The sequence below is a fragment of the Halorubellus litoreus genome, from assembly GCF_037081675.1.
Lineage (GTDB): Archaea > Halobacteriota > Halobacteria > Halobacteriales > Natrialbaceae > Halorubellus > Halorubellus litoreus.
This window is the reverse complement of the sequence record NZ_JAZAQL010000002.1, coordinates 734,003-754,200: the sequence shown is the minus strand read 5'-3', so window position 1 is coordinate 754,200 and position 20,198 is coordinate 734,003. Positions and strand designations below refer to the sequence as shown.

Sequence of the window (20,198 nt, the reverse complement as noted above, 5' to 3'; positions counted from 1 at the left end):
ACTATGTAGAATCTCGGCGGCGGCGCCGGATTTTACGAAGACAGATATTGAATCAGTAACTGGGAACGTTGCACGAATCGACGGATGCGCTGACGACCCGCGAGTCACCGGCAGCGCGCTCGCGCGCACCCCGGACGAAGAACCCGCAACGACGCACCACCCACCCGAACCGTCCCAGTCACTTCGCGGGGGACTCCCCGAACTGGAACGGCACCGCCGCCGCGTCCGCGTCGACGTCGACCGCCTCGTTCCCGACGTCGAACGCGGCGAGGTGCTCGGAGAGCGCGCGAGCCTGTGACGCGAGGTGCTCGACGCGCCCCGAGACGTCCGAGAGGTTCGCGGTCTGCTCCTCGGCGGCCGCGGCGACCGTCTCCGCCTCCGCGCTCGTCTCCTCGCTGATGGTCGTCGCCTCCTCGACCATCGCGACGACCTCCTCGGTGCTCGCCGCCTGCTCCTCGGTCGCCGCCGAGATCTCCTGGACGCCCTCGTTCGTCCGGTCGACCTGCTTCGCGATCGTCGACAACGCCCCGGCGGCAGCGCGCACGTCCTCGGCGTTCGCCGCGACCTGCTTCTTGGTCGCGCGGACCTCCGCTGCGGTCCGGTCGGTCTCCGCCCGGATTCGCTCCAGGCGCTCCTCGACGTCCGCCGCCGCGTCTTGCGTGTCCTGTGCGAGGTCCTTGACCTCTTGAGCGACCACCGCGAAACCCTTGCCGTCGCCGTCGCCGCTCGCGCCACGGGACGCCTCGATGTTCGCGTTCAACGCCAGCATGTTCGTCTGGTTCGCCACGTCCGCGATGAACTCCACGAGTTCGTCGATCGCCGCCATCTCCGCCTCCAGCGCCTCGATGGCCTCGACGGCCTCCTCGGACTCTGCCTCGACGTCCTCCATGCCCGCGATGGCGTCCTCGGCGGCTTCGCGCCCCTCGCGTCCGGCCTTCGCCGTCGCCTCCGCGCGCTCCGCGACGTCGTTCGTCGTCGCCGCGATCTGCTCGGTGGACGTCGACAGCGACTCCATCTCGACGTTCACCGACTGGAGGTTGTCGTGCTGGCGGTCCGCGCCGACCGAGATCTCCTGGATGGACTCGGTGACCTGCTCGCTCGCGCGCTCGACCTCGGTAGTGGACTCGGCGGCGCTGTCGCTCGCTGCCTCCACGGCCGCCGCGAACGACTTCGCGTCCGCGACCGTCCCCTCGATCGCGTCGAGCATCCGGTTCGTCGCCTCCGCGACCGACGTCATCGCGTCCGAGCGACTGTCCGGGTCGAGGCGCGCCGTCAGGTCGCCGTCAGCGACCTCGGTCATCGTCGCCTCGTACGCGTCGGCCTTTCGTTCGAGGTGCCGTCGCATCGCCTCGGCCTCCTGTCGAGCGGCTTCGGCGTTCGTCCGCGCCCGTTCGACCTCTTGGATGCGTTCGCGGAGCGACGCACGCATGTCGTCGAACGCCCGCCCGAGGTCGCCGATCTCGTCAGAGCGTTCGGTCGGGACGGTCGCCTCCAGGTCGCCGTCCTGTAGGCGGTTCGCGGCGTCCGAGAGTTCGCGCACCGACCCGACGGTGTTCCGACCGAGCGTCATCCCGAGGATGCCCAGGCTCGCGACCACGAGCGCGACGAGCACGAGCATCTGGTTGGAGATGGCGTGTTGGAGCGCGTACGCGTCGCTCGTCGGGACGCGCGTCGCGACCGTCCACGGGACGCTCTCGCCGACCGCGGACCCGACCGCGTACGCCTGCCCGTCGACCTCGACGCGCGAGTTGAATGCGGTGTCGCCGTCGCGCGTGTCGGCGGCGCTCGGGTCGTACCCGGCCGTGTTCGCGTCCGCGAGCGGCGTGTAGTTCTCCTCGGTCGACGCGAGCGCGCGTCCCTCGGCGTCGGTGAGGACGACGGTCCCCGACTCGTGGTCGAGGAGGTAGTCCTCGCCGACCGAGCGGACGTCCGCGACCAGGAAGATGGTCTCGTTCCGGTTCCCGTTCACGGTCGTTGCGAACAACATGTACGGTGCCTCGTCGCCGCTGATCTGGAAGGGAGCGGTGCTGCCGACCGCGGCTCCGCTCTCGTTCATCGCCTGCACCGACGCCTTCCGTATCGGTTCGCGGAGCGTCCCGGCGCCCGCCCCTCCGATCTTCATGAACCGCTGGTCGCCCGAGGTTATCTCGAGCTCGCCGTCGCGCGAGTCACCGTAGTACGCGGCGACGACGTGTTCGCGTCGTTCCACGGTCGCGGAGAGCGCGTTCCCTATCGCCTCGCCCGAGTACTCGGGCTGGCCCTGCATCGTCGACACGCTCACGCGGAGCGACTGCATGTTGCTCGTCGTCCCGCGGTACCACTCGTCTATCTGGTCGCGCTGGAGGGACGCGGTGGTCGTCAGTTCGTCTTCGGTCGCGTCCTGGAGCTGGTCGCCAGCGTTCACGTAGACGAAACCACCCACGCCACCCGCGACGGCGGTGACCAGGAGGAGCCCGAGGAAGAACTTCGTCGCGTAGTTCCGTCGGAGACGTCCTGGAACCAGTCGTCGTATGATAGACCCCATCGGGTAAGGACCCACCACCAAGCCACCTATAAGTTTCTGAAATATTATATGTTATCGTCCGTTCGACAACGACACCCACAATCAAAGGGTCACGAGAACGTTCCTCATTGTACGGTCCCGGAGGACCCCACCACGCCGAGCGCCCACCTATCCAGACGCCACCGTGCTACAAAGAATCCTACCCACTCCCTCGACCCGGTAGCTCGCTCCTCAGGCCTCGTCCTCGAACCCGTCCTCGAACTTGAACGTGCCGTTGCGCTGGACGACCTCGCCGTCGACCTCGATGCGCGAGTCCTCGCTCATGTCGACGATCATGTCCTGATGGACCGCGGACTGGTTGACCTCGTTGTCCTCGCCCACGGTGTCGTCGTACGCGCGCCCGATGGCCATGTGGACGGTGTCGCCCATCTTCTCGTCGAACAGCATGTTGTACGTGAACTGGTCGATGTCGCGGTTCATCCCGATGCCGAGCTCGCCGAGGCGCTTCGCGCCCTCGTCGGTCTCCAGGACCGACGTGAGGACCTCCTCGTTCTTGTCCGCGGAGTGCTCGACGACCTCGCCGTCCTCGAACACGAGGCGGACGTTCGTTATCTCGCGGCTCTGCACCATCACCGGCATGTCGAACAATACCTCGCCCTCGACGCTCTCGGGCTGCGGTGCAGTGAAGACCTCGCCGCCGGGGAGGTTGTGCTCCGCCCAGTCGTTCTTCGTCGGGTTCCCGCTGACCGACATCGTGACGTCCGTGGTGTCGCCGGAGACGATGCGGACCTCGTCCGCGTCGTCGAGGATCTCGACCATGTTCGCCTGGAACGCCTCCTGTTCGTCCCAGTCCTTGTTGACGGCGTTGAACACGAAGTCCGCGTACGCCTCCGTGCTCATCTCGGCGTCCTGCGCGTTCCCCGGCGCCGGGTACTGCGTGAGCAGCCAGCGCTTGTCCATCATCTCGTCCATCAGCGGCCGCATCTCCTTCTGGCGCGCCTGGTTCGTCGACGGCGGCACGTCGCTGGACTCGAACGTGTTCGAGTCCGCGCGGATGGAGATGGAGACGTCCGTCTCCTTCGCCATCGCGAGGACGTGCTCGGGGGTCTCCCAGTCGTCGTCGTCCATCGCGAGCTGGTACGCGCGACTCGCGCGACTCGACCCGAGGTTGAGCGTGGCGGTCGCCCCGATGTCACCGAGTTTCTCCATGACGGCGACACCGAGGTCCTCCGCCTCGGTCGGTGCTTGCACCAGAACGTTGTCGTCCGGTTCGACGCGCGTACAGTGGTCGACGATGATCTCCGCGTGCTCTTGGAGGCGTTCGTCCATAGGTAAATACTGCCAGAGTGACGGGATATTCGTTTCGAAACACGAGGCTGGCGACGGGCGGCGTGAGGGGCGGCGGTGACCAGCGTGAGGGGCGGCGGTGACCAGCGTGAGGGGCGGCGGTGACCAGCGTGAGGGGCGGCGGTGGCCAGCGTGAGGGGCGGCGGTGGCCGGCGTGAGGGGCGGCAGCCGGGGATGTGAGGACCGGTGGCGGCCCGCGAGGGCGACCCGGTCAGTCGACGTGCGGTTTCGCCATGAGGTCGTCGAACGCGCGGTCGTCGAGCCAGTCGCAGAGCGCGACGAGTTCGTCGGTCGCGGCCTCGAACAACTGCTCGCCCTTCTCGGCGGTGGCGTCGGTCTGGTCGCCGAACACGCCATTCGGCGAGTTGTCGATGGCGTCGTAGTAGTTGCGCGCACCGTGGATCGTCGGGTCGCCGTCTTCGAGGTGGACGCGGCCGCCGTCCCTGGCTTCCTCGAGGCGCTCTTCGTGAACGTTCTCGGGGTCCAGGTGCATGAGCATCGCCGTCTCCTTCGGGCCACCGTGTGGGCCGTTGTGTTCGAACAGGTCGTCGACGAGGTCGGGGATGGACTCATCCCACATCCACTCCACGGCGTAGGCGTCGCGGTCCTCGCGGAGGCGGCGGCCGACCTCGCGGAGGTGCTGCATGTTCCCGCCGTGGGCGTTCACGTACACGACGCGGTCGATGCCGTGCGCGGTGAGGTTCCGCGTGAGGCTCTCCACGTAGTCGCGGAAGGCGGGCGGGTCGACGCTCATCGTCCCGTGGAACTGCATGTGGTGCGTGCTCACGCCGACCTTCACGGGCGCAGTGCAGAGGTAGTCGCCGCGGTCGGCGGCCTCGCGAGCGAGGTTCTCGGCGATGACGTGGTCGGTGGACTCGGGGAGGTGCGGGCCGTGCTGTTCGGTTGAACCGACGGGGACGAGTGCGAGCGACTCGCGCTCGAAGTACTCGCCGAGGTCGGGCCACGCGTGGTCGGGCAGGTACATGGTCGACGTGGCGGATGCGACGGGGAAAGAGGTTACTGCACCGGCACGCGCGTCCGCCCTCGAACGGTCAGTCCTCGACGACGTCGGACGCGGCGAGTATCTCGGGTTGCGCTCGAGCGATGTCCGTCGTCGTGACGATACCGACCACGTCGAGGTCCTCCTCGACGGGGAGGCGCTTGACGTCGTGCTCGGCCATCTCGTCGACGGCGTCCGCGACGCTCGTCGTCGCGGTCGTCGTCACGAGCGGACTGCTCATCTCGCGGGAGACGTCGATGTCGCCGAGCGCGGTCTTCGAGAGGTACGCCGCCCGGAGCGCGTCCGTGCGCGTGACGATGCCGTCGGGTTTCTCGCCGTCGTACACGATAGCGCTCCCCGCGCTATGCCGGAGCATGAGGTCGGCCGCGTCCCACATCGAGTCGTCGACCTGCACGGTCACCACGTCGGTCGTCATGAGCTCGCTGACGTCCATACGGCCGCTTCGCGGACCGCCGAAGTATGGGTTGTGGCCGGGCGTACCCAAAGCTTACCCCGGCGAGGTCGTGAGGACGACCGTGGAACGAACCCGACTCCTCGCAGGGGTCGTCCTCGCCCTCCTCGTCGCCGTCGCCGGGTTCGCCGTCCTCGGCGGCGAACCGGCCGAGACGCTGTCCATCTCGAACGAACGCGACGGGACCGCGGTCGTCGAAGTGTACCAGGTCGACGCCGACGCGACCGTGGTACTCGAACGCGCCGACGGCTCGTCCACGACGACCCAGCCCGGCGACGTCGACTCACTCGACGACGTGACCACCGTCCGCGTGCCAGCGAACACGTCCCGCGAAGCCATCCCCATCTTCCCGAACGGGACCGCGACCGCGGACGCCAGCCAGACCGGGTCGCGGTTCGTGTACGTCGTCCACGACGGCGACCCCGACGGCCGCACGTACCTCGCGGTCGGGCTCGTCGACTGCGGCGACGCGAATCCGTCCGCGAACGTCACGATAACCGACGACGACGCGACCCTGGAAGCGGGCCCCTGCGAGTAGCGCACGCCCCGAGCGCGCCGGGTGGTGGCGCCGCGTTCGAGTCCCGGCAACCGAGATGGTTGTGGGCAAAGCACAAGCCCCTGCCGGGTCGAGTGCATGCCATGCCAGGAGGTTCATCACAGACCCTTCGACCGTTCCTGTGGCGCGCCGAACGACTCTTCGAGGACCGCGAGATCGTCTCGCGGACACTCGAAGGGCAGAAACGCTACGGGTACGGCGAGTACGCCGACCGCGTCGCACAGCTCGCGAACGCGCTCGACGACGCCGGCATCGAGCACGGCGACCGCGTCGCGACGTTCTGCTGGAACGACCACTGGCACTTCGAGACGTACTTCGGCGTGCCGAGCATGGGCGCGCAGCTCCACACCATCAACCCGCTGCTGCCCGACCACCACATCCAGTACATCGTCGAGAACGCCGACGACCAGATACTGTTCGTCAGTCCGTCGCTCCTCGAGAAACTCGAGGGCGCCGCGGACGACGAGGCGTTCGACGGCGTGCAGCAGTTCGTCGTCACGAGCAGCGAGGTCCCCGACACGAGCCTGGACCCGGTGACGAGCTACGAGGACTTCGTCGCGGGCCACGACACCGACTACGACTGGCCGGACCTCTCGGGCGACCAGCCCGCTGGGATGTGTTACACGTCGGGGACGACGGGGAAGCCGAAGGGCGTGGAGTACACCCAGGAGATGCTGTGGGGGCACACGATGGCGACGCTCCCGCAGTCCGGGCTCGACCTCGGCGCGGACGACGTCGTGATGCCGCTCGTCCCGATGTTCCACGTGAACGCGTGGGGCCTCCCGTTCACGTGCACGGCAGCGGGCGCGAAGCACGTCTATCCCGGCCCCTCGCCGGAGCCCGAGGACGTCGCGCGACTCATCGAGGAGGAGGGCGTGACCGTGACCGCGGGCGTGCCGACGGTCTGGCTCGGCTTGCTCGAGTACGCGAAGGAGAACGAGGTGGACCTGTCGTCGCTCGACCGCATCGTCATCGGTGGGAGCGCCGCACCAGAGTCCCTCATCGAGACGTACGACAAGCAGTTCGACGTCACGGTCCTGCACGCGTGGGGGATGACGGAGATGAGTCCGCTCGGCACCGCCAGCCACCTCAAGCCCGGGATGGACGACATCAGTGACGACGAGCGGTACGCCAAGCGCGCGAAACAGGGCCTCCTCGTCCCCGGGCTCGAGATGAAGGTCGTCGGCGACGACGGCACTGAGGTACCGTGGAACGGCGAGGACTTCGGCGAGCTCTGGGTGAAGGGCCCGTGGGTGACCCAGGAGTACTTCGAGCGCCCGGAGGCGAACGAGGAGGACTTCGAGGACGGCTGGCTGAAGACCGGTGACGTCGTCACGGTCGACGAGGAGGGGTACGTGAAGATCGTGGACCGCGCGAAGGACGTCATCAAGTCCGGCGGCGAGTGGATCTCGAGCGTGGAACTGGAGAACGCGCTGATGGCGGTCGACGACGTCGCGGAGGCGACCGTCATCGGCGTCCCTCACGAGCGCTGGCAGGAACGACCGGTCGCGTTCGTCGTCCCCTCGGAGGGCGCGGATTCGGACGCGCTGAAGGAGGCGGTGCTCGCGACCATCGAAGCGGAGTACCCGAAGTGGTGGGTGCCCGACGACGTCCTCTTCATCGAGGAGGTCCCGAAGACGGCGACCGGGAAGTTCGACAAGAAGGTACTGCGCGAGGAGTACGCCGACGAGAGTCTCGTCGAGGGGAAGGTCCCGGACGAGGCCGCACCCGAGGACGAGTGACGAGACGCACCACGTAGCCGTCGGGTGCCGGTCTCGAGCCCTCGTCGGTTCGGGACGTCGCACCTTTTTTCGTTCGTGCGCCGGAACGAACGCGTATGCGCCGCCGTGCCCTCCTCGCAGCTCTCACCGCTTCGGCGTCCGCGACCGCGGGATGCTCGATGCTCGACGACAGCGAGCGCCCACGGGAGACGTTCGCGGTGTCCGACACCACGACCGAATCCACCACCGAGATGTCGTTCGACCCGCCCAGTGAGGGCGTCAGTCGTGGGTTCGCCGTCCCCGGGAACGACGACCACCGGGTCGCCATCACCGTCCCGAGTAGCATCCCGGACGACGTCGCGGTGACGCTCGGGTTCACGACCGTGCCGTCGAGCGACGACCCCGCGACGGTGTACGCTCGCGTCCAGGTCCTCGAGAGCGCCGACCAGCCCGTCGAACTCGCCGCCGGGGCGACGCCACCCCTGAGCGCGTACCGCGGCGTTCACGAGACGGAAGACGGGTCGACGCGCCCGATGTTCCTCGTGCCGCGACGCGCCGGTGCGCCGTTCGACGCGCTCGTCCGCCGCGACCAGGGGTGCTGGCGGCCGAAACTCCCCGTCGGCCCCGAGGACGCGACCACGGGGACGCGAACGCTCGCCCCCGGGGATGCGTTCGAGCGCGAGTACTACCTCGTCACGCCGTGGGCGAACGACCGCTGTCTGCACCCCGGGACGTACCGGTTCCAGGCGGACGCAGGCTGGGGGTTCTCGGTGTGTTCGTTCACCCGTGAGCAACCCGGTGACTCCGCGTACGCCGACGTCGACGTCCCCTCACTCCCGGGGTTCGCGAGCACGCGCTGGTACCACGAGGCCAACGCTGACCTCTTCCTGCGCCCGCGGAGCGAGCAGTTCGGACTGCCGTCGACGACCGCTCGCTTCGCGCTCTACAATCAGACGTACCGTCGCATCGTCGTCGACGAGAGCGCGTGGGCGCTCTACAAGCTCGAGGACGACCGCTGGTATCCCATCGCTCCACTCACCGGGCGCGCCGACGCGCCAGGCGACCGGCCCGTCTACCCTGGAACGACGTCCACGGTCGCACTCTCCCTCCACACCGACGCGGACGCCCCCAGCGACGACGACCGGCGTGCCGTCGGTGGACTCGGCCAGGGGCGATACGCGCTCGCGTACCCCGCGACGCTCGCGCTCCCGGGAGACAACCCTGGCTCGGGGCGTCCCACGGCAGCGCTCTTCACGCTCGTCGGGAACCCACCGCGCGTCGACGGCACCGGCGCCGTCGACCACGCGACCGACCGCGACGGCGTCCGCCACCTCCACACCACGCCAGACGAGAGCGCGGTCGCCACCCTCCGGCTGGAACGACTCGCCGACGACGCGGACGCAGTCCCACTCATCACCGAGCAGGTCCTCCAGCGCGACGCCCTCCGGAACGCCATCGTCGAACTCCGCGCCGCGAGCGACGTCGACGCCGTCGTCTACCACACCGAGCCCAGCGACGTCGTCCAGACCGTCGCCTGGATCGACCCCGATAGCAGCGGCCTCACGTTCACGTACGACGGCGACGCGTACGCGATGAGTTACGGGTGAACGGCGCGCTCGGTCACGGGAACGGCGCGCTCGGTCGCTTGGAGGCGTCGACCGCTTCGACCGACTCGTGAGGCAACGAACCGGCGGTTTCCGGCGCGATTCGGGTCGGGCGGCCCGACCGTATTTGTGTCCAAGGCCCGAAGCCGGGGTATGGAACTGCTAGACGATAGCGTGGTCCCCGAGGAAGCGCGCGACATCAAGCAGGAGGCGCGCGAGTTCGCCGAGGAACACATCGCGCCGAACGCCGAGGAGTACTACCGGACGGGCGACTACCCCCACGAGATCCTGGAGGCCGGCCAGGAGGCGAACCTGGTCGCGCAGGACATCCCCGAGGAGTGGGGCGGCCGCGGGCTCTCGCTCCACGAGTTGCTCGCGATGACCGAGGAGTTCTATCGCGCGGACGCCGGCATCGCGCTGACGCTCCAGCTCGCGAGCTTCGGGTGCGAGATCCTCTACGACCACGGGAACGAGGAACAGAAGGAGGAGTACCTGCGACCGGTCGCCGAGGGCGACCAGATATCGGGGCTCGCGGTGTCCGAACCCGAGACGGGGAGCGACCTGTCGGGCGTGTCGACGTTCGCGGAGAAGGACGGCGACGAGTACGTCATCAACGGCGAGAAGTACTGGATCGGCAACGGCGTGGAGGCGGACTGGATCACGCTCTACGCCCGTACGGACGACTCCGATAACCGCTACGGGAACCACACGCTGTTCATCGTCCCGACGGACATCGACGGGTACGAGGCCGAGCACATCCCCGAGAAGATGGGGTTCCGGGCGTCCAAGCAGGCGCACATCACGTTCGACGACGCACGCATCCCCGAGGAGAACGTCATCGGGTTCGAGGGGAACGGGTTCCTGATGCTCGCGGAGTTCTTCAACATGGGGCGGGTCGTCGTCGCCGGTCACGGCCTCGGGCTCGCCGCCGCAGCCATCGAGGAGGCGTGGGACTTCACGCACGAACGCGAGCAGTTCGGGCGCCCGGTCTCCGAGTTCCAGGCGGTCCAGCACGGGCTCGCTGACATGCTCATCGAGTTCGAGAGCGCGCGAGCGCTCACGTGGCGCGCCGCTGACAAGGTCGCGAACCACGAGGACTCGGGGTACTGGGCGGCGATGGCGAAGACGAAGGCGACGGAGACGGCGGTCGACTGCGCCGAACAGGGCATGCAGTTCCACGGCGGCCGGAGCGTGCTCACGGACCGCCGCATCTCTCGGGTGTACCGCGACGTCCGCATCCCCGTCATCTACGAGGGCGCGAGCGAGGTCCAGCGGAACCTCGTCTACGGCCAGCGCCCCGGGACCTGACCGCGACGCGACGGCCACGGCACGGCCGTGCGACGGCGACGCCCCTCCCCGTCGTCGAACGCGACGGCAAGCATTATTACCCGGAATGGTCAAGGGTGGAGGTAGGTAGCGTGGGGCATCGTCGCACGACAGCCCCGGCAGGGAGTTGACCAGATGAGTTCGACGAACTCGGTCCTCGTCATCAGCAACGACGCGCAGCTACGGGACCGGCTCGCCGCACCACTCGAGTGGTCGTACCCGAACGTCGACGTCGAGACCGCAGCCGGCTTCGAGGGCATCATCGAACAGCTCGCCGCCGGCGACCCCGATTGCGTCGTGAGCGACCTCGCGACCGTCGAATCGGCGCCAGCGATACTGCAAGCGGCGCGCGAACGCCATCCCGAGCTGACGTTGCTCGTCGTCTCCGAGTACAGGACCGAGCGCGGGGACGGCGCCGCCATCATGGAGGTCGTCGAGTACCTCGACGGCATCGGTGACCCCGGGAGCGACGACGCGTTCGCGGGGTGGGTGGCGAACTCGGTCGTCCGAACGCCCGGCGGTGGCGACGCCGCACCACCCGGCGGGAATCGACCGGAGGACGTCGTCCGGGACGTCAAGCGCGCGCTCGTCGACGCGGAATCCCCGATGGACATCGAAGCAGCGGTCTGCGAGCAACTCACGCTCGGCGGCCGGTACGCGTTCTCGTTCATCGGCGAGTACGACCGCGGCGAAGGCCAGGTCGTCCCGTGGGTGTCCGCGGGCATCGACGACTGGCCGGTGAGTACGACGTTCCCCGTCGGCACTGGCGGCGTCGTCGACCGTGCGCTCCGGACGCGCGAGGTCCAGGTCGTGCAGGACGTCGACGACCACGAGATATCGGTGCCGTGGCGGCGAGCGGCGAGCGACCGCGGCTGTCGGAGCGCGCTCGTCGCGCCGCTGTACGTCGAGGACGAACTGTACGGCATCCTCGGCGTGTACTCGAAGGACCCCGACGGCTTCAGCGACATGGAGGTGTCGGGCGTCGAGGAGATATCGCGGACGGTGTCGTACGCGCTCGACACGATGGCGATCCGCGGTCGTATCGACCAGCAGGAACGCATCCTGAAGCGCTACGAGCGCCTCGTGGAGACCGTCGGCGACGGCATGTACGCGCTCGACTCGGACGGACACTTCATGACGGTGAACAACGGCCTCATGGAGATGACGGGCTACTCGAGGGAGGGGTTGCTCGGCGAGCACATCTCCATCATCCTCGAGGACGACGCGATCGACGAGGGCCGCCAGCTCGTCCGCGAGATGTACGAGCGGAACCAGATGACGGCGGAGACCAAGGAGGTCCAGGTCCGCCCGAAATCCGGTGACCCGTACCCCGGCGAGGTCCAGATCGCGCTCCTCCCGTACGACGACGAGTTCCGCGGAACGGTCGGCGTCGTCCGCGACATCACCGAACGGAAGCGCCGCGAGCAGGAACTCGAACGCCAGAACGAGCGACTGGAGGCGTTCGCGAGCATCGTCAGTCACGACCTCCGGAACCCCCTGGGCGTCTCACAGGGCTACCTGGACCTCGCGAGAGAGGAGAGCGACGAAGCGGTCGCGGAGTACCTCGGGCACGTGAAGGACGGCCTCGACCGCATGGAGGACATCATCGGGGACGTCCTCGCGCTCGCCAGACAGGGGCAGACGGTCACGGAGACCGAACCCATCGAACTCGTCGGGCTGGCACGCGAAGCGTGGTCGAACGTCGAGACGGAGTCGGCGACGCTCGAAGTGGAGGGTGACCTCCGGTTCGCCGCGGACCGGTCGCGGCTCCTCCGGTCGTTCGAGAACCTGTTCCGGAACGCCGTGGAACACGGTTCCACGAGCAGTCGGACGGAGTCCGACGACGCCATCGAGCACGGCGGGCGCGACGTCACGGTGACCGTCGGCCCGCTCGCGGTCGGTCACGCCAGCGGATTCGAGTTCGCCGGCGACGATTCACCGGCTCGAACGGGGTTCTACGTCGCCGACGACGGTCCAGGGATGCCCGCGGAGATCCGCGAGCACGCGTTCGACTCTGAGTTCACGACGAGCGACGAAGGCCTCGGTATCGGCCTCTGGGTGGTGCGAGAAGTGGCGTCCGCGCACGGCTGGACGGTGGACGTCGTGGAGAACGAAGACGGTGGCGCTCGGTTCGAATTCGAGGACGTCGACGGCGCGTGAGGGAGGCGAGTGGTCGTGACTGCTGGTTACTGTTCGCCGGGGAGGTCCTGGAACGCGCCGACGAAGTCGTCGTGGTCCTCCATCCCGGAGACCGCGTCGTCGACGCGCCCGCGGAGTTCGTCGACGCGCGCGGTGAGCTCCTGGTACTCGTCGTTGTCCGCGAGCTCGCGCTCGGACTTCTCGGACTCCAGGAGGCTCTTCTTGGAGACGAGCGCGTAGTACTCCTGGATGTCGTTCTCGTACGTGGAGCGCGATTGCACGCTCTCGACGACCTCCATGAGTTCGTCCTTGGAGACGGGTTTGACGAGGTAGTCGTCGAACCCCATCTCGATGATGTCGAAGTCCGGGTCGACGGCGGTGACCATCACGACCCGGCAGTCGTAGCCGCGGTCGCGGATCTCTTCGAGGACCTCGTCGCCGGAGAGCCCGGGCATCCGTCGGTCGAGGAGGACGACCTGGACGGACTCGCTCATCAGTTCCAGTGCTGATTCGCCGTCGTAGGCGGCTTCCACCTCGTACTCCGTCGTCAGCCAGGCGGTGAAGAGATCCGCCAGCCGCGACTCGTCGTCGACGACGAGGACCTCCAGTCCCCCATCGGATGGACCACCTCCCTCTTGTCCGTCGTTTGCTGCCACGTTCGACCCATGGAGACAATGCTTCATAAATGCCGCGACCACTGTTCTAACTTCTGAAAATTATGTGCGAGTTACGAACTGGGTCGCATCGACGGCCGTCTCGCAACATGCACCCTCATGGCGGTCGACGCGCCACCGGCCCACATCCGTATCATCGCTCGGACCAGAACGGAAGCCGACACGTCGCTCTCGACACGTCAACCAACCACCAGACCACCATGCGGATTGGCAACACACCAACCACTCGGGGATTCGAAACCGTTCGCTCTTCGTCGCTCACCGTCGTTCGCGACAGAAGAGCCAGGAGGGGGATTCGAACCCCCGAAGTCTCGATTACAAGTCGAGTGCATGAACCGCCCATGCTCTCCTGGCGCGTGATTCACTCTCCGAGGTTGCCCTTTGTATCCGTTTCGACATCGACTCGCTTCTCGACGACGACGCGCTGTTCGCGGTAGCCCTCGCGGTCGTAGAACTCGCGAGCACGGTCGTTGCGCGCGAGCACCTCCAGGGACACCACCTCGACGCCACGAGCCGCGAGCGCGTCCTCCGCCGCCGACAACAGCGCCGCGCCAACGCCAGCCCCACGCGACCCCGCCCGCACGAACAGGTTCTCGACGCTCCCACGAGACGCATCCATCTCGTACCCACCGTCGTCCACGGAGAACGTCACGAACCCCACGAACCCATGCTCGTCCGCCGCCGCATCCTCCATCGGCGCGTCCTCCGCCGGCGCGTCCTCCCGGCGAGCGACGAGACAGGAATCGTCGACGACGTGATGCGCCATCGACTCGCGTATCCGAGCACGGTTCGCCGCGGCTTCGAGATGCGACCCGTGCGCGCGCTGCTCCGCGGCGAGCGCCACCCACGCGTCAGCGAGCGCATCCACGTCGCGAGCGCGCGCCGGCTCGATACGCATCTACGCCTCCCGCACCGTCGGCGCGTTCCGCAACGCCTCGACCGCAGGGAGGTCGCCGTCCGTCAGCATCCGCAGGCACGCACCGCCACCCGTCGACAGGTGGTCGAACCCCGTCAGGTCGAACTTCCGGATCGCTGCAGCGGTGTCCCCGCCGCCGACGATACTGTACGACGCCTCGCTCGCCGCCGCGTACAGCTCGCGAGTCCCACGACCGAAGAGGTCGTCCTCGAACACGCCCGCAGGACCGTTCAGGATAACCGTCTCCGCGGACTCGAGGACGCTCCGGTACAAGCGGATGGTCTCGCTCCCGACGTCCATCGCCGCCTCCCCGTCCGCACTCGGGAGCGCGTTCAGTCCGAGTTCGTGGCGTTCACCGTCGCGTTCCACCGCGACGTCCTGCGGGAACCGCACGCGGTCACCGTGCGCGTCCAGGAGGTCCGCTGCGCGATCGATCTGGTCCCAGTACCCCTGGTCGTAGATGAAGTCCGAGGACGCGTCACCGATGTCGACGCCGTCCGCGAGCAGGAACACGTTCCCGACGACGCCCGTCGTCAACACCTGATCCGCCATCCCGGATTCGAGGACGTCCCACGCCACGTCCACCGAATCGGAGACCTTCGCGCCACCGAGGAGGTAGACGCGTGGACGCGGGGTCTCGTCGACGTTCCCGAGCACCGAGATCTCCTCCTCCATCACGCGACCCATGTAGCTCGGAAGGTGCTGCTGGAAGCCGACGAGCGACGGCTGCGAGCGGTGCGCGGCAGCGAACGCGTCGTTCACGTAGTAGTCGAGGACCGGGACGAGCCCCTCGACGAGATGCGTCCCGCCGGCGACAGCGGGGTCGAGCTCCATGTACTCCTCGCTGTAGAAGCGCGTGTTCTCGAGGACGACCGCTTCGCCGGGCTCGAGCGCCTCGACGGTGTCCCTCGCCTGCTGGTTGTAGGTCGCGTCCAGGTACGAGACGGGGACGTCGAGGAGTTCGTCGAACCGTTCGGCGTGTGGACGCAGTTGCGAGAACTGGTCGCCACCGGGACGTCCCTGGTGGGCGAGGACGGCGACGCGGGCGCCGCGGTCGGTCAACTCTGCGAGCGTGTCGTGGTGGGCCTGGAGGCGCGCGTCGTCGGCGAGCGCGCCGTCCGCTGTGAGTGGACTGTTCACGTCCACGCGGACCGCGACGGCGGCACCGTCGAGGGTGGCGTCGTCCAGGGTCTCCAACGGCATGCTTGGGGTTCCGCGGGGCCCCGTGAAAGACCTTTCTTTGTTCGACAGGGCGGGTTCGTTGCCACGATTCACTGTGTGAGTTGAACTCTCGTGGGGTGTGACAGCATCCTGAATGGATTTGGCGAGTGCCATGACCTTCCAGGTGACGTGACCGCCGTACGCGATGCAATCCCGGCGTCTGGCGGCGGTACCGTCGATATCCAGACGGCCACCAGACTGGTCTGTTTTATTATAAACGCTGGTTCGATACGTGGTAGTTTCTGAACGGTGACGTGCTCTCGAACCGGTGGAAACCCGACGTAGTAACCGGGCGCCTTCGGACGAACGGCTACGGCGACCGGACGCTCCTCGTCGGCCACTCCGTATCCAACGGAAATGATAGGTCGGGCAAGACTTAACTATCTCCTTGTCGCGCTTTCCTTGTAAGCCACACACATGGGAGCATCAGAATCAGTAACGAGAGGTAGAGAGCTCATCGTCGAGAAGCCGATGACAGCCGCTCTCGTCTTCATCGGAGTCGTCCTTCTACTGGACATGCTTCGTCAGCTCCTCACGGGAGAGCTGGCGATATCCGGCATGCTCGGACTCATCAAGGACGGACTCATGCGCGGCCTCGTCATCGGACTCGCGGGGATCGGACTCTCGATGACGTACAGCATCCTGAACTTCGCGAACTTCGCCCACGGTGACTACATCACCGCCGGCGCGTTCTCCGGATGGTCCGTCACGTACCTCATCGCCGGCGGCTTCGGCGCCGAGGCGAACATCGGGTCGCTCGCGCTCGTCGGCGCCGGCGGCTCCGTCTTCGGTGGCGCACTCGGCGTCAACATCGTGAACACGCCGTTCGCGGTGCTCGCCGGCCTCATCGTCGCCGGGAGCCTCACCATCGGGCTCGCACTGTTCATCGACCGGTTCATGTTCAAACCCATCCGGGACGCCGGCGGCATCCCGCTGCTCATCACGAGTATCGGGGTGGCGTTCGCGCTCCGGTACCTCATCCTGTTCGTCTTCGACTCCAGTACGCGCGGCACCACCGACGCTGGGACCGTCCCAGACATCCGGCCGCTCGTCCTCGACGGAACCGTCCCGCTCACGCTACACGACGGCTTCCTCGTCATCGTCGCTGGCGGCCTCATGCTCGGCGTGCACTTCCTCCTGCAGCGCACGAAGCTCGGGAAGGCGATGCGCGCGATGAGTGACGACGAATCCCTCGCCCGCATCACGGGCATCCCGACCGAACGCGTCATCCGGTCGACGTGGATCATCGGCGGTGGCCTCACCGGCATCGCCGGGTACATGTTCGTCCTCTGGAAGGGCACCCTCAGCTGGAACGACGGCTGGCTGCTACTCCTGCTCATCTTCGCAGCGGTCATCCTCGGCGGCATCGGGTCGGTGTACGGCGCCATCCTCGGCGGCCTCGTCATCGGCCTGACGGCCTCGACGGCGGTCATCTGGATACCGTCCGGGTTCGCTCGCGCCGCCGCGTTCGTCGTCATGATCCTCGTCCTGGTCGCGCGTCCACAGGGGCTGTTCTCTGGGAGGTCGACAGCATGAGCGAGACGGACAGCGGCGACGAAGCGAAGGGGTACGGGCAGAGCGAGGAGGAGGACCAGTCGGTCCTGTTCGGGATCGACTTCCGGAACGACTCGTACATGCTCCTCACGCTCCTCGTCGGCGTGTTCGCGCTGTACCTCATCGGTGGCCTCGTCATCGGCCTGCCGTTCCGTGGGCTGATGAACCAGCTCGGCCAGTTGAGCTTCTGGATCGCGGTGTTCGCGATGTCGGCGCTCGCGCTGAACCTCCACTGGGGGTACACGGGCCTGTTCAACATCGGTATCGTCGGCTTCATGGCGACCGGCGTGTACATCACGGGCGTCCTCTCGAAGCCCGTGTTCGGCTCCGGGACGAGCGCCGCCGAGGTCGGCGGGTTCGGCCTCCCGCTCCTCGTCGGTATCGTCGGCGGGATGGCCGCAGCCGCCATCCTCGGCCTCATCGCGGCGCTGCCGGCACTTCGACTCCGCGCGGACTACCTCGCGATCGTCACAATCGCGTTGTCCGAGATCGTCCGGTTCTCACTGCTCTCGGACACGCTGAGTAGCACGGACATCGCGGGCTACAAGGTCGGTCTCGGCGGCGGTGACGGCGTCATCCTCGACTACGGCGACCCGCTCGAGGTGTTCGTCCGCACCGCGTCCGTGCCGTTCGACCTCGTGTTCGGCCAATCAGGGTGGTTATGGGAGGAGGTGTATCTCGGCGTCGTCGTCGAAGCCGTCGGGACCGCCATCCCGAACAACCCGAAGCCGGTCGTGGACAACTTCGCGTACGCGTTCGTCCTCCTGCTCGTGCTCGGCGGGTTCTACGTCCTCATCACCCGCATCGGGAGTTCGCCGTTCGGTCGCGTCCTGAAGGCCGTCCGCGAGGACGAGGACGTGACGAACGCGCTCGGGAAGAACACGAACGTCTTCAAGATCAAGTCGTTCATGGTCGGCTGTGCGCTCATGGGCCTCATCGGCATCCTCTGGTTCGGCACGCAGGGGTCGGTGACGCCGAACACGTTCCGGCCACGCATCACGTTCTACGTGTGGATCGCGCTCATCATCGGCGGCTCCGGGTCGAACACCGGGAGCGTCATGGGTGGCGCTATCTTCGCCGCGTTCCTCTTCCAGGGTCCGCGGTACTTCAAGAACATCGTCGAGACGGTGCTCGGGAACCCCGAGGCGCCGTCGAGCTTCGGGATGGCGATGGCGCCCCTCGGAAGCGGGGACATCTTCCCGATGCTGCTCTACACGCTCGACTCCATCCGCCAGCTGCAGTTGTTCCTGATGGGGGTCGTCCTCATCTGGCTCATGCACCGGCGGCCGGACGGCCTGCTCGGGCACCGGAAGGAGTCCGCGTCGAGCATCCCGCTCACGCGCCCCAACAAGCAGCCCGCGACCGACGGAGGTGAGGACCAATGAGTGACGCCGAACCCTCGGACGCAACCGACTCGGAGGCAGAATCGGGCGGTGTAACGGTTCCGGACGCCGACGCGGACGTCGAACTGGACGCGGTCTCCGAGAGCGCGGACATGGTCGACGTCCCGCTGAAGGTACGGGACCTCCGGAAGACGTTCGGCGGTATCACGGCCGTCGACGGCGCCGGGTTCGAGATCGAGAAGGGCTCGATGACGGGCCTCATCGGTCCGAACGGCGCCGGGAAGTCGACGACGTTCAACTGCATCACGGGCACGTACACGCCCGACTCCGGGGTCGTGGAGTTCAACGGCGAGGACATCACGGGCCTGGAGCCGTACGAGGTCGCGGAGCGCGGGCTCGTGCGGACGTTCCAGATCGCGCGCGAACTCTCGGAGATGACCGTCCTGGAGAACATGATGGTCGCTCCCATGCATCAGCGCGGTGAAGCACTCTGGCGGTCGGTGTTCGCGCGGAACGACGTGAACAAACAGGAAGAGGAGATCTTAGAGCGCGCGTGGGAGACCCTCGAGTTCTTCGACATCGAGCACCTCGCGAACGAGTACGCGGGGAACCTCTCCGGCGGGCAACGGAAGCTCCTGGAGATGGCGCGCGCGCTCCTGACGGACCCGGACATGCTCCTGCTCGACGAGCCGTTCGCGGGCGTCAACCCGACGCTCGAGGAGCGGCTCCTGGAGCACATCCACGAACTCCGCAACCAGGGGTACACGTTCCTCATCGTCGAGCACGACATGGACCTCATCATGCAGAACTGCGAGAAAGTCATCGTGATGCATCAGGGCCGCATCCTCACCGAAGGGACGCCGGAGGACGTGCGGAACAACGAAGACGTCATCGAGGCGTACCTCGGAGGTGAGGTATGACCGACGAACCGACGGCGGCGGACGCGACAGCCGACGAATCGTCGAGCGGCTTCCAGCCGGACGGTGGCGCGGCGACGAGCGCGGCGACGGAGGTCACGCTCTACGAGGACAGCATCCTCTCCGTGCGCGACCTGGACGCCGGGTACGGCGACCTCCAGATATTGACGGACGTCGACATGGACGTGAACGACGAGGAGTACGTCACCATCGTCGGCCCGAACGGTGCGGGGAAGTCGACGGTGATGAAGTCCGTGTTCGGCCTCACCAGCCACATGGGCGGGACCGTGCAGTTCGGGACGAACGACATCACGACGATGCGTCCGGAGGACATCATCCACCTCGGGCTCGGGTACGTCCCGCAGAACGACAACGTGTTCGGGACGCTGACGGTCCGCGAGAACCTCGAGATGGGCGCGTACATCCTCGAGGACGTCCCGCAGGACAGCCTGAACGAGGTGTTCGAGCGGTTCCCCATCCTGGAGGAACGCCAGGACCAGAAGGCGGGGACGCTCTCGGGCGGGCAACAGCAGATGCTCGCGATGGGTCGCGCGCTGATGCTCGACCCCGAGCTCCTCTTGCTCGACGAGCCGTCTGCGGGGCTGGCGCCGGACCTCGTCGCGGAGATGTTCGACAAGATCGACGAGATCAACGACGCCGGGACGGCGGTCCTGATGGTCGAGCAGAACGCGAAGGAGGCGCTGCGGCGCTGCGACCGCGGGTACGTGCTCGTCGACGGGAAGAACCGCTACGAGGACGAGGGAACGACGCTCCTCAACGACCCACAGGTCCGCCAGGACTTCCTCGGCGGCTGACACCCCGGACTCGTGGACGGGTACCGTCGCCCTTCCGGGTTCGACCGGTGGGGCGGCGGACCGTCCGTCTCTCTGAACGCAGTCGACCGG

General features: G+C 67.3%; 16 protein-coding genes and 1 tRNA gene. 9 read left to right on the top strand and 8 right to left on the bottom strand.

Features of this window, described 5'->3' with window-relative positions; all coding sequences use genetic code 11:
* Positions 1-178 precede the first annotated feature (178 nt).
* The 4 genes from VYJ16_RS11005 to VYJ16_RS10990 form a co-directional block, all read right to left on the bottom strand.
* Positions 179-2,524, bottom strand: coding sequence for a methyl-accepting chemotaxis protein (locus VYJ16_RS11005; RefSeq protein WP_336350351.1), 2,346 nt, complete (start codon positions 2,522-2,524; stop codon positions 179-181).
* Between the two features lie 210 nt (positions 2,525-2,734).
* Positions 2,735-3,832 (bottom strand): aminopeptidase, encoded by a 1,098-nt coding sequence (locus tag VYJ16_RS11000; protein WP_336350350.1) that lies wholly within the window; start codon positions 3,830-3,832, stop codon positions 2,735-2,737.
* Positions 3,833-4,061: 229 nt separating this feature from the next.
* Complete coding sequence (locus tag VYJ16_RS10995; protein ID WP_336350349.1) at positions 4,062-4,835, bottom strand: creatininase family protein; 774 nt, start codon at positions 4,833-4,835, stop codon at positions 4,062-4,064.
* Positions 4,836-4,902: 67 nt separating this feature from the next.
* Entirely contained in the window at positions 4,903-5,304 is a 402-nt protein-coding gene (locus VYJ16_RS10990; RefSeq protein WP_336350348.1) for a CBS domain-containing protein, read from the bottom strand.
* A gap of 82 nt (positions 5,305-5,386) precedes the next feature.
* On the opposite strand from VYJ16_RS10990, the gene VYJ16_RS10985 reads away from it, so the two are divergent.
* From VYJ16_RS10985 to VYJ16_RS10965, 5 genes are all read left to right on the top strand, one after another.
* Entirely contained in the window at positions 5,387-5,860 is a 474-nt protein-coding gene (locus tag VYJ16_RS10985; RefSeq protein WP_336350347.1) for a hypothetical protein, read from the top strand.
* A 101-nt stretch (positions 5,861-5,961) separates the two neighbouring features.
* Positions 5,962-7,620, top strand: a complete 1,659-nt coding sequence (locus tag VYJ16_RS10980) for a long-chain fatty acid--CoA ligase (protein WP_336350346.1) — start codon at positions 5,962-5,964, stop codon at positions 7,618-7,620.
* A 95-nt stretch (positions 7,621-7,715) separates the two neighbouring features.
* The gene (locus VYJ16_RS10975) at positions 7,716-9,206 is read left to right on the top strand and encodes a hypothetical protein (RefSeq protein WP_336350345.1); all 1,491 of its coding nucleotides are present in this window, start codon (positions 7,716-7,718) and stop codon (positions 9,204-9,206) included.
* 150 nt (positions 9,207-9,356) lie between these two features.
* The gene (locus VYJ16_RS10970) at positions 9,357-10,511 is read left to right on the top strand and encodes an acyl-CoA dehydrogenase family protein (protein ID WP_336350344.1); all 1,155 of its coding nucleotides are present in this window, start codon (positions 9,357-9,359) and stop codon (positions 10,509-10,511) included.
* Positions 10,512-10,664: 153 nt separating this feature from the next.
* Positions 10,665-12,689, top strand: coding sequence for a PAS domain S-box protein (locus tag VYJ16_RS10965; RefSeq protein ID WP_336350343.1), 2,025 nt, complete (start codon positions 10,665-10,667; stop codon positions 12,687-12,689).
* Positions 12,690-12,715: 26 nt separating this feature from the next.
* Here the strand turns inward: VYJ16_RS10965 and VYJ16_RS10960 are convergent, their stop codons facing one another.
* The 4 genes from VYJ16_RS10960 to VYJ16_RS10945 form a co-directional block, all read right to left on the bottom strand.
* On the bottom strand, positions 12,716-13,324 hold the full coding sequence (locus tag VYJ16_RS10960) for a response regulator transcription factor (RefSeq protein WP_336350342.1): 609 nt from the start codon (positions 13,322-13,324) through the stop codon (positions 12,716-12,718).
* 298 nt (positions 13,325-13,622) lie between these two features.
* Positions 13,623-13,696, bottom strand: a tRNA-Thr gene (locus VYJ16_RS10955).
* A gap of 7 nt (positions 13,697-13,703) precedes the next feature.
* Positions 13,704-14,240 carry a GNAT family N-acetyltransferase gene (locus VYJ16_RS10950; RefSeq protein WP_336350341.1) on the bottom strand — a complete coding sequence of 179 codons (537 nt, stop codon included), beginning with the start codon at positions 14,238-14,240 and terminating at the stop codon, positions 13,704-13,706.
* Positions 14,241-15,461: a phosphoglycerate kinase gene (locus VYJ16_RS10945; RefSeq protein WP_336350340.1), complete on the bottom strand. Its 1,221-nt coding sequence runs from the start codon at positions 15,459-15,461 to the stop codon at positions 14,241-14,243.
* 435 nt (positions 15,462-15,896) lie between these two features.
* On the opposite strand from VYJ16_RS10945, the gene VYJ16_RS10940 reads away from it, so the two are divergent.
* The 4 genes from VYJ16_RS10940 (at position 15,897) to VYJ16_RS10925 (ending at position 20,108) form a co-directional block, all read left to right on the top strand.
* Positions 15,897-17,015 carry a branched-chain amino acid ABC transporter permease gene (locus VYJ16_RS10940; RefSeq protein WP_336350339.1) on the top strand — a complete coding sequence of 373 codons (1,119 nt, stop codon included), beginning with the start codon at positions 15,897-15,899 and terminating at the stop codon, positions 17,013-17,015.
* Between the two features lie 98 nt (positions 17,016-17,113).
* Positions 17,114-18,418: a branched-chain amino acid ABC transporter permease gene (locus VYJ16_RS10935; protein WP_379762536.1), complete on the top strand. Its 1,305-nt coding sequence runs from the start codon at positions 17,114-17,116 to the stop codon at positions 18,416-18,418.
* On the top strand, positions 18,415-19,296 hold the full coding sequence (locus tag VYJ16_RS10930) for an ABC transporter ATP-binding protein (RefSeq protein WP_379762248.1): 882 nt from the start codon (positions 18,415-18,417) through the stop codon (positions 19,294-19,296). The genes VYJ16_RS10935 and VYJ16_RS10930 overlap by 4 nt, the downstream gene beginning before the upstream one ends.
* The gene (locus tag VYJ16_RS10925) at positions 19,293-20,108 is read left to right on the top strand and encodes an ABC transporter ATP-binding protein (protein ID WP_336350337.1); all 816 of its coding nucleotides are present in this window, start codon (positions 19,293-19,295) and stop codon (positions 20,106-20,108) included. Before VYJ16_RS10930 ends, VYJ16_RS10925 begins: the two co-directional genes overlap by 4 nt.
* Positions 20,109-20,198: the final 90 nt, after the last annotated feature.